Annotated in this window: 7 protein-coding genes; 4 read left to right on the top strand and 3 right to left on the bottom strand. The window is 61.0% G+C overall.

The window, feature by feature from the left end; translation table 11 throughout:
• Nucleotides 1–93: 93 nt before the first annotated feature.
• The 3 genes from AAZU54_RS26815 to AAZU54_RS26805 form a co-directional block, all read right to left on the bottom strand.
• Entirely contained in the window at nt 94–1686 is a 1593-nt protein-coding gene (locus AAZU54_RS26815; RefSeq protein ID WP_434727874.1) for an ABC transporter substrate-binding protein, read from the bottom strand.
• A gap of 213 nt (nt 1687–1899) precedes the next feature.
• A complete protein-coding gene (locus AAZU54_RS26810) occupies nt 1900–3525 on the bottom strand; it encodes an ABC transporter substrate-binding protein (RefSeq protein WP_186554048.1) in 1626 nt (541 codons plus the stop codon).
• A 430-nt stretch (nt 3526–3955) separates the two neighbouring features.
• Nucleotides 3956–4672 carry an SIMPL domain-containing protein gene (locus AAZU54_RS26805; protein ID WP_186554047.1) on the bottom strand — a complete coding sequence of 239 codons (717 nt, stop codon included), beginning with the start codon at nt 4670–4672 and terminating at the stop codon, nt 3956–3958.
• Nucleotides 4673–4875: 203 nt separating this feature from the next.
• On the opposite strand from AAZU54_RS26805, the gene AAZU54_RS26800 reads away from it, so the two are divergent.
• The 4 genes from AAZU54_RS26800 (at nt 4876) to AAZU54_RS26785 (ending at nt 9227) form a co-directional block, all read left to right on the top strand.
• Nucleotides 4876–6135, top strand: a complete 1260-nt coding sequence (locus AAZU54_RS26800; protein WP_264234843.1) for an ATP-binding protein — start codon at nt 4876–4878, stop codon at nt 6133–6135.
• Nucleotides 6132–6692 (top strand): response regulator transcription factor, encoded by a 561-nt coding sequence (locus AAZU54_RS26795; RefSeq protein WP_186554045.1) that lies wholly within the window; start codon nt 6132–6134, stop codon nt 6690–6692. Before AAZU54_RS26800 ends, AAZU54_RS26795 begins: the two co-directional genes overlap by 4 nt.
• A 175-nt stretch (nt 6693–6867) precedes the next feature.
• Nucleotides 6868–7809 carry an AEC family transporter gene (locus AAZU54_RS26790; protein WP_186554044.1) on the top strand — a complete coding sequence of 314 codons (942 nt, stop codon included), beginning with the start codon at nt 6868–6870 and terminating at the stop codon, nt 7807–7809.
• 53 nt (nt 7810–7862) lie between these two features.
• Nucleotides 7863–9227 (top strand): amino acid permease, encoded by a 1365-nt coding sequence (locus AAZU54_RS26785; RefSeq protein ID WP_186554043.1) that lies wholly within the window; start codon nt 7863–7865, stop codon nt 9225–9227.
• Nucleotides 9228–9283: the final 56 nt, after the last annotated feature.

Genomic DNA, 9283 nt, shown 5'->3' with positions numbered 1-9283 from the left:
GGGCAAGCCCGTTCCCACGTACGCGAGACGCGTGGGCATCGGCTGCGTGGGAGCGGGCTTGCCCCGCGATGAGGCCGGCACCGACTGGCTAAATCAGTCGACGCTCACACCGGAAAACGCATTGCGCCCAAACGGGCTGACCTTGAAGTCGTGCACCCTGGCGCTGATCGGCTGGTTGACCGTGGAATGCGCCACCGGTGTAATCGGCACCTGTTGCTTGAGCCGCTGCTGGGCCTGCTGGTAAAGCGCGCTGCGTTGTTCGCGATCGGTGACCTGCTTGGCCTGCTGGACCAACTGGTCATACTGCTGATCGCACCACAGCGAGTAGTTGTTGCTGCCAATCGCGCCACAGCTATAGAGGGTGCCAAGCCAGTTGTCCGGGTCGCCGTTGTCACCAGTCCAGCCGATCAGGGCGATGTCGTGCTCGCCACTTTTCATGCGCTTGAGGTACTCGCCCCACTCGTAGCTGACGATGCGCACCTTGAAGCCGAGCTTGCTCCAGTCGGCCTGGAGCATCTCGGCCATCAGCTTGGCGTTGGGGTTGTAGGGGCGTTGTACCGGCATCGCCCAGAGGGTGATCTCGGTGCCTTCCTTGACCCCTGCCTGTTTGAGCAGCGCCTTGGCTTTCTCGGGGTCGTAGGGTTGGTCCTTGAGGGTGTCGTCATAGGACCACTGGGTCGGCGGCATGGCATTGACCGCCAGTTGCCCGGCGTCCTGGTACACCGCCTGGATGATCGCCGGCTTGTTCACTGCCATGTCCATCGCCTGGCGCACCTGCAGCTGGTCGAACGGCGCATGGCGGGTGTTGTAGGCGATGTAGCCGAGGTTGAAGCCTGGCTTGCTCAGCACCTGCAGTTGCTTGTCGGTCTTGAGCTTGGGCAGATCAGCGGGGCGCGGGTGCAGGGTCACCTGGCATTCATTGCGCCGCAGCTTCTGGATGCGCACCGACGGGTCGATGTTGATCGAGAAGATCAGGTTGTCGATCTTCACGTCCTCGGGCTTCCAGTAGTCCTGGTTGCCCTTGTAGCGGATCTGCGAGTCCTTCTGGTAGCGCTGGAATACGAAGGGGCCGGTGCCAATCGGTTTTTGATTGATGTCGCTGGGTTTGCCCGCCGCCAGCAGATGGTTGGCGTACTCGGCGGAGAGAATCGCGGCAAAGCTCATTGCCAGGTTCTGGATGAAAGCGGCGTCGACGTTGTTGAGGGTGAATACCACGGTCATTGGATCGGTTTTTTCGACCTTGGCGATGGTCTTGTCCAACCCCATGCTGACGAAGTACGGGAACTCGGTTGGGTAGGCTTTGCGCAAGGGTTGCTGTTTATCGAGCATACGCTGGAAGGTGAACAGCACATCGTCGGCATTGAAGTCTCGGGTCGGCGTGAACGTCTGGTTGCTGTGGAATTTCACCCCAGGGCGCAGGTGGAAGGTGTATTGCAGGCCGTCCGCCGAGACCTGCCATTTCTCGGCAAGGGCTGGCTGCACCGCAGTGGCGCCGCGCTCGAATTCGACCAGGCGGTTATAGATCGGCTCGGCGGCATCGTTGTCGGTGGCGCTGGTGTATTGGGCGGTGTCGAAACCGGCCGGGCTACCTTCGGAGCAGAACACCAGGTTGTTGGCCTGGCTGATTGGGGCCTGGGTCAGTAAGCCCAGGCCAAGCACAACGGAACACAGCGGAGTCTGGCGCATGGCAAGTCCTTTTCCTGAACGATGTCAGCTGCAGCAGGGATGAATGACGGCAACAGAAACCCGTTCCTGACGGTACGGCCGTCAGGAAGGGGATGACAGGTTGCGAATTCGCTTAGTGCTGCGGGAAATTTCCGATAGCTCGCGACGAAGCGTCTGATGAACTATCGACAGCCCGAGCCCACCACGCCGATCAGGCGAGAGGGGCAGGCGGGTCTATTTCTCCACGCTCACGCCGTAGAAGGCGTTCAAGGCGAAGGGGCTGATCTTGAAGTCCTTAACCTTGGCGCTCATGGGCTGGTACACGGTGGAGTGGGCGATCGGGGTGATCGGCACCTGCTCCTTGAGGATGTGCTGCGCTTGCTTGTACAGCTCGGTGCGCTTGGCCTGGTCGGAGGTGGCCTTGGCTTGCTTGATCAGGTCGTCGTAGGGTTTGTAGCACCACTTGGAGAAGTTGTTGCCGTCGATCGCATCGCAACCGTAGAGGGTGCCCAGCCAGTTGTCCGGGTCCCCATTGTCACCGCTCCAGCCAATCAACATGGCGCCTTGCTCGCCGCCCTTGGAGCGCTTGATGTACTCGCCCCACTCATAGCTGACGATCTTGGCCTTGATGCCGATCTTGGCCCAGTCCGATTGCAGCATCTCGGCCATCAACTTGGCGTTGGGGTTGTATGGGCGCTGGACTGGCATGGCCCACAGGGTGATCTCGGTGCCTTCCTTGATCCCGGCCTCCTTGAGCAGCTGCTTGGCTTTTTCCGGGTCGTACTTGGCGTCCTTGATGCTGGTGTCGTAGGACCACTGGGTCGGCGGCATGGCGTTGACTGCCAACTGGCCGGCGCCCTGGTACACCGAATCGATGATCTGCTGTTTGTTGACCGCCATGTCCAGCGCTTCACGCACCTTGAGCTGGGCCATCGGGTTGGGCTGGTTGCTGCCCTTGATCTGGTCCATCACGTTGTAGGCGATGTAGCCGAGGTTAAAGCCGGCCTGTTGCGGCATTTGCAGGTTTTTGTCGGCCTTTAGCGGTTCGATATCGGCAGGGCGCGGGAACAGGGTGACCTGGCACTCGTTCTTCTTGAGTTTTTGCATGCGCACCGAGGCGTCGGTGGTGATGGCGAAGATCAGGTTGTCGATCTTCACGTCCTCAGGCTTCCAGTAGTCCTTGTTGCCCTTGAAACGAATCTGCGCGTCTTTCTGGTACTTGCTGAACACGAACGGGCCGGTGCCGATCGGCTTCTGGTTGATCTCGGCGGCCTTGCCGTCCTTGAGCAACTGGGCGGCGTACTCGGCCGACTGGATCGAGGCAAAGCTCATGGCCAGGTTCTGGATGAACGCTGCGTCAACCTGATTGAGGTTGAAGCGCACGGTGTGCTCATCGACTTTCTCGACCTTGGCGATGTTGCTGTCCATGCCCATGTCGGTGAAGTACGGGAATTCGGTGGGGTAGGCTTTGCGGAACGGGTCGTTCTTGTCGAGCATGCGGTTGAAGGTGAACAGCACGTCGTCGGCATTGAATGGGCGGCTGGGCTTGAAGTAATCGGTAGTGTGGAACTTGACCCCTTCACGCAGGTGGAAGGTGTAGGTCTTGCCGTCGTCGGAGACGTCCCACTGGGTGGCCAACCCGGGGATCACCGCGGTGCCGCCGCGTTCGAACTGGGTCAGGCGGTTGAACACGGTCTCGGCCGAGGCGTCGAAGTCGGTTCCGGTGGTGTACTGCCCTGGGTCGAAACCGGCTGGGCTGCCTTCGGAGCAGAACACCAGGTTACTTGCAGCGAGGGCAGACGGTGCGCTGGCAAGCAAGCCTGCGCCGACCAGGAACGGAATGACTGCGTGTTTGAGCATGGTGGCCTCATTGTTGTCATTTTTGGATTTGAGGTGGCCTCGTGAGCCGACCTGCGGATACTTATGCAGGGGGTGTTCCCAATGCTACACCATGAAGGATAGCTGGCGTCAAAAAAGTGGTACGGGCGTACATCAATGTCGCATCGATGTAAGTTTCGCCGAAGTTGATCGTTTGCGAGGGGGTAATGCTGGCATTTTGCCGAATATTTCGAGGGCAGAATGCATTAGGGATGCACCCTAAAGGTGCGTAGGAAGGATCTTAAAACTCTGTAAGCAGGCCCTTTGCGACCATTGCTTTAGGGGCGGTGCCTTAACAAGCCCCTCCCCCAGGGTTCAGCACTTCTCTTCAGAACAGCGCTAACCCTGTGGGAGCGGGTTTACCCGCGAAGGGCTGCACAGCAGCCCCAAAAAATACCAAAGACTCAGCCGATCAAGGCATCTGCACTTCGATCAAGCCATCGGCGTTCATGCTGACTTCACTGGTCCCCGCTTCGATATCCGGTGCCGGCGCCGCCTCGTCAGCACCCATCGCTTTCATCGCCATCGGCGCGCTGCGCAGGTACGGGCGGGGATAGCCACTGCTATTGAGGTTCAGGTTGACCACTTTATAGCCCTTGCCGCCAAGCGCTTCGGTGGCCAGTTGTGCGCGAGCCTTGAAGGCGTTGACCGCATCCTTGAGCAGCTCGTCCTCGCTGGTCTTGCGGGTGTTCGGCGCGATGGAGAAGTCCATGCCGCCCATCTTCAGCTCTTGCAGCAAATCGCCGGTGAGTTTGGACAGGGCCGGGAAGTCGGCGCTTTCCAGGCGCAGCTCGGCGCGTTCGCGCCAGCCGGTGATCTTCTGGCCTTTGCTGTCATACACCGGGTAGCTGTTGCGGCTGCCCTGGCTGATCTTCACTTCCTTGACCTGGCGGGCCTGTTGCACGGCCTTGTTCATGGTCTCGGTGATCTCCTTGGCCAGCTTGCCCGGGTCGCTGTTCTGGGCTTCGCTGTACAGGGTCACGACCATCAGGTCGCGGGCAACTTCCTTGCTCACTTCAGCGCGCAGCGACACCTGGTTGTAACGCGGCTCATCGGCTGCCAATGCAGGCAGGCTGGCCAGCAGGCCGCAGGACAGGATCAGGGCAGTGCCGCGACGAGGGATTTGCATGAGTGACTCCTTGGCGAATTGAAGGCGTGGAGATTGGCGTTCCATTCCACGCATGGCCCATCAGACCGGCAACAGTGTAGTGGGTTCACAAATGCCATCATCAACCTGTGACAAAGTGTGGCGCTTTGCCGCATCACTGCAGCGAGGGGCCCGGCTTCGGTATACTCCAGCCGATTTTCCTGGAGCACTCATCAGGAGAGCTCATGCTCGCTGCCGCACAACCGCTGTCCGCTACTCGTCAGAACCTCTGGCGCCTGACCGTCATTCGCGTGCTGGTCCTGGCCGCTCAAGCAGGCTCGGTAGGTGTTGCCTACTGGACCGAACTGCTACCGCTGCCCTGGCTGTCGCTGGTGGTAACGCTCGCCCTGTCTTCGCTGCTGTGTGCCTTCACCGCCTTGCGCTTGCGCCTGTCGTTGCCGGTCACCGAGCTTGAATACGCCTTCCAGCTGGCCTGCGACTTATTTATCCACAGTGTCTTGTTGTACTACTCCGGTGGCTCGACCAACCCGTTCGTGTCCTATTACCTGGTGCCGCTGGCGATCGCTGCGGTGACCTTGCCGTGGATCTACTCGCTGGTGCTTTCCGGCCTCGCCCTGGCGGCCTACAGCCTGTTGCTGGTGCAGTTCTACCCGCTGGAAACCTTGCCGCTGGCGCGCGACAAGATGCAGGTCTATGGCATGTGGCTGAGCATCGCCCTGGCCGCAGCGGTGATTACCTTCTTTGCCGCGCGCATGGCCGAAGAGCTGCGCCGCCAGGAGCAACTGCGCAGTGAGCGCCGCGAAGAAAGCCTGCGAGACGAGCAACTGCTGGCGGTCGCCACCCAGGCGGCCGGTGCTGCCCACGAGCTGGGTACGCCGCTGTCGACCATGAGCGTGCTGCTCAACGAGATGCGCCAGGATCACCACGACGCCCAGTTGCAGGAAGACCTCGCCGTGCTGCAGGACCAGGTCAAACTGTGCAAGCAGACCCTGCAGCAGCTGGTGCGCGCCGCCGAGGCCAATCGGCGCATGGCCATCGTCAAGCAAGATGTCACCGCCTGGCTGGACGAAGCACTCAACCGCTGGCACCTGATGCGCCCGGAAGCCAGCTACCGCTTCCAGCGCTTGCAAGATGGCCAGGTCCCGCAGCTGACGCCACCGCCAGACCTCACCCAGGCCCTGTTGAACCTGTTGAACAATGCTGCCGATGCCTGCCCGGATGACCTGGAAGTGCGTCTGGACTGGGACGACCAGGACATCATTATCAGCATCCGCGACCATGGCCCGGGGATTCCCCCAGCCATTGCCGAGGCAATCGGCAAACCCTTCTTTACCACCAAGGGCAAGGGCTTCGGCCTTGGCCTGTTCCTGAGCAAGGCCAGCGTGACCCGTGCGGGCGGCTCGGTGAAACTCTATAGTCATGAGCAGGGCGGCACCCTTACCGAGCTGCGCCTGCCCTATGGCAAGCGAGGAGATGAACGATGAGCGATGAAATTCAGGTTGAAGGCGAAGAGCTGCCGCATTTGTTGCTGGTAGACGATGACGCCACCTTCACTCGGGTCATGTCCCGTGCCATGAGCCGCCGCGGGTTCCGCGTGAGCACCGCATCCTCCGCTGAGGAGGGCTTGGTCCTGGCCCAGAACGACCTGCCGGACTACGCCGCGCTGGACCTGAAAATGGACGGCGACTCAGGGCTGGTGCTGCTGCCCAAGCTGCTGGAGATGGATCCGGAAATGCGCGTGGTGATCCTCACCGGTTACTCGAGCATCGCCACGGCAGTCGAGGCGATCAAGCGTGGCGCCTGCAACTACCTGTGCAAGCCGGCCGATGCCGATGATGTGCTGGCGGCGTTGCTGTCTGAGCATGCCGACCTGGATTCGCTGGTGCCGGAGAACCCGATGTCGGTGGATCGCCTGCAGTGGGAGCACATCCAGCGCGTGCTGGGTGAGCACGAGGGCAATATCTCTGCCACCGCACGAGCGCTGGGCATGCACCGGCGCACGTTGCAGCGCAAGCTGCAAAAGCGCCCGGTTCGCCGCTGAGTGCGGATAGCTTGGATCGGTTTGCAGAGGGCCTTGTCCCGCCTGCAAGCCGATCAGGTGCCACAAAACCAGCCGAATCTGAAGGATATTTCCTTTTATTGCAGGCAAATGCCCGCACCTTGCGCAGCTCGCGTATCATTAGCGCCCTAACGGCAACCCCTAGGACCGCTCGCGAATGCTCGCCCTTCTCATCCAGACGCTGAACATCACCGCACCGGTGTTCGCCATGCTGTTCATGGGCGTATTCCTCAAGCGCATCCGCCTGATCGACGATAACTTCAGCAAGGTCGCCTCTTCGCTGGTGTTCAACGTCTGCATGCCTGCCTTGCTGTTTCTTGGTATTTACCACGCCGACCTGCAAGCAGCGATCAAACCTGGTGTCATCCTCTATTTCATCGCCGTTACCCTGGTCGGCTTCGCCATGGCTTGGGGCCTGGCTATCTGGCGGGCGCCGCTGGCCGAGCGCGGCATCTATACCCAAGGCGCATTTCGCGGCAACAACGGCGTGATCGGGCTGGCCCTGGCCGCCAGCCTCTACGGCGACTACGGCATCTCGCTGGGCGCGGTGCTCGCGGGCCTGGTGATCCTCATGTACAACTCGCTGTCGGCGGTGGTGCTGGCGGTGTACAGCCCGGACCTCAAGTCCGATCCGTGGAGCATCTGCAAGAACATCTTCAGCAACCCGCTGATCATCAGCGTGTTGCTGGCAACGCCGATGGCCTACGCCCAGGTGCCACTGCCCAACTGGCTGCTGACCTCCGGGGACTATCTGGCGCAGATGACCCTGCCGCTGGCGCTGATCTGCATTGGCGGCACCTTGTCGCTGGCGGCGCTGCGCGACAGTGGCAAGCTGGCCATCGACGCCAGCCTGGTGAAGATGGTCTGGCTGCCGCTGGTGGGCACCTTGGGCGCCTGGCTGTGTGGGTTCCGCGGTGCCGAACTGGGCATCCTGTTCCTGTACATCGGCAGCCCCACGGCTGCGGCCAGTTATGTCATGGCGCGCGCAGCCAATGGCAACCATGAGTTGGCGGCGTCGATCATCGTGATCACCACGCTAATGGCGGCGATCACCACCAATATCGGCATCTTTATCTTGCAGTGGGGCGGATGGATCTAGATCCTGACTGCAAACAACTCCAATAACACTGCCTCCTGACCAAAGGACACTTCATGCAAGACCAGAACACGCCTGAGCGGTTACAGCGCGGGCTGAAAAACCGCCATATCCAGCTGATCGCGCTGGGCGGGGCGATCGGTACCGGGCTGTTCCTGGGCATCGCCCAGACCATCCAGCTGGCCGGTCCGTCCGTTTTGCTGGGCTATGCCATCGCTGGCCTGATGGCCTTCTTCATCATGCGCCAACTCGGCGAGATGGTGGTCGAAGAGCCCGTCGCCGGCAGCTTCAGCCATTTTGCCCACAAGTACTGGAGTGAGTTCGCCGGGTTCGTCTCTGGTTGGAACTACTGGGTGGTGTATGTGCTGGTGGGTATGGCCGAGCTGACTGCCGTGGGCATCTATGTGCAGTATTGGTGGCCAGACTTCCCCACCTGGGCCACGGCCGCGATCTTCTTCGTCGCAATCAACCTGATCAACCTGACCCAGGTGAAGGTCTACGGCGAGCTGGAGTTCTGGTTCGCGCTGGTCAAGGTGATTGCCATTGTCAGCATGATTGGCTTTGGCGCCTGGCTGCTGACCAGTGGCCATGGCGGCCCGGATGCCAGTGTGGCCAACCTGTGGCAGTACGGTGGCTTCTTCCCCAATGGCGTCACCGGTTTGATCATGGCCCTGGCGGTGATCATGTTCTCCTTCGGCGGCCTGGAGCTGGTCGGCATTACCGCGGCCGAAGCGGACAACCCACGGGTGAGCATCCCCAAGGCTACCAACCAGGTGGTCTATCGCATCCTGATTTTCTACATCGGCGCGCTGGCAATTCTGCTGTCGCTGTACCCCTGGCAGAAAGTGGTGCAGGGCGGCAGCCCGTTCGTGATGATCTTCCATGAGCTGGACAGCGACCTGGTGGCGACGATCCTTAACGTGGTGGTGCTGACTGCCGCGCTGTCGGTGTACAACAGCTGCGTGTATGCCAACAGCCGCATGCTGTTTGGCCTGGCCAGCCAGGGCGATGCGCCACGCCAGCTGCTCAAGGTTAGCCGCCGCGGTGTGCCGTTGACCGCACTGGGCGTGTCGGCTGCGGCCACCGGCTTGTGCGTGCTGATCAACTACCTGATGCCAGGGGAGGCCTTTGGCCTGCTGATGGCGCTGGCGGTGTCGGCGCTGGTGATCAACTGGGCCAGCATCAGCATTACCCACTTGAAGTTCCGCAAGGCCAAGATCGAGTCGGGTGAGACGCCGTTCTACCGTAGCTGGGGGCATCCGGTGACCAACTACCTGTGCCTGGCGTTCATCGTGTTGATTCTGGTGGTGATGTACCTGACCCCGCCGATTCGTATCTCGGTGATGCTGATTCCAGTGTGGATTGCGGTGCTGGGTGTGGCGTTCCACCTGAAGAAGAAACGTCAAGCCGTCAGGGCCTGAAGAGCGCGTCGGCCCTATCGCGGGGCAAGCCCGCTCCCACGCAATCTGTGTGAACC

It is taken from the genome of Pseudomonas sp. Je.1.5.c (assembly GCF_051129895.1).
GTDB lineage: Bacteria > Pseudomonadota > Gammaproteobacteria > Pseudomonadales > Pseudomonadaceae > Aquipseudomonas > Aquipseudomonas urmiensis.
Note: the sequence above shows the minus strand (reverse complement) of the source record. Positions and strands in the feature narration are given on the sequence as shown.

Coding starts and splice junctions, on each gene's coding strand:
- AAZU54_RS26815 (WP_434727874.1), bottom strand. CDS start 1,686: ATGCGCCAGACTCCGCTGTGTTCCGTTGTGCTTGGCCTGGGCTTACTG.
- AAZU54_RS26810 (WP_186554048.1), bottom strand. CDS start 3,525: ATGCTCAAACACGCAGTCATTCCGTTCCTGGTCGGCGCAGGCTTGCTT.
- AAZU54_RS26805 (WP_186554047.1), bottom strand. CDS start 4,672: ATGCAAATCCCTCGTCGCGGCACTGCCCTGATCCTGTCCTGCGGCCTG.
- AAZU54_RS26800 (WP_264234843.1), top strand. CDS start 4,876: ATGCTCGCTGCCGCACAACCGCTGTCCGCTACTCGTCAGAACCTCTGG.
- AAZU54_RS26795 (WP_186554045.1), top strand. CDS start 6,132: ATGAGCGATGAAATTCAGGTTGAAGGCGAAGAGCTGCCGCATTTGTTG.
- AAZU54_RS26790 (WP_186554044.1), top strand. CDS start 6,868: ATGCTCGCCCTTCTCATCCAGACGCTGAACATCACCGCACCGGTGTTC.
- AAZU54_RS26785 (WP_186554043.1), top strand. CDS start 7,863: ATGCAAGACCAGAACACGCCTGAGCGGTTACAGCGCGGGCTGAAAAAC.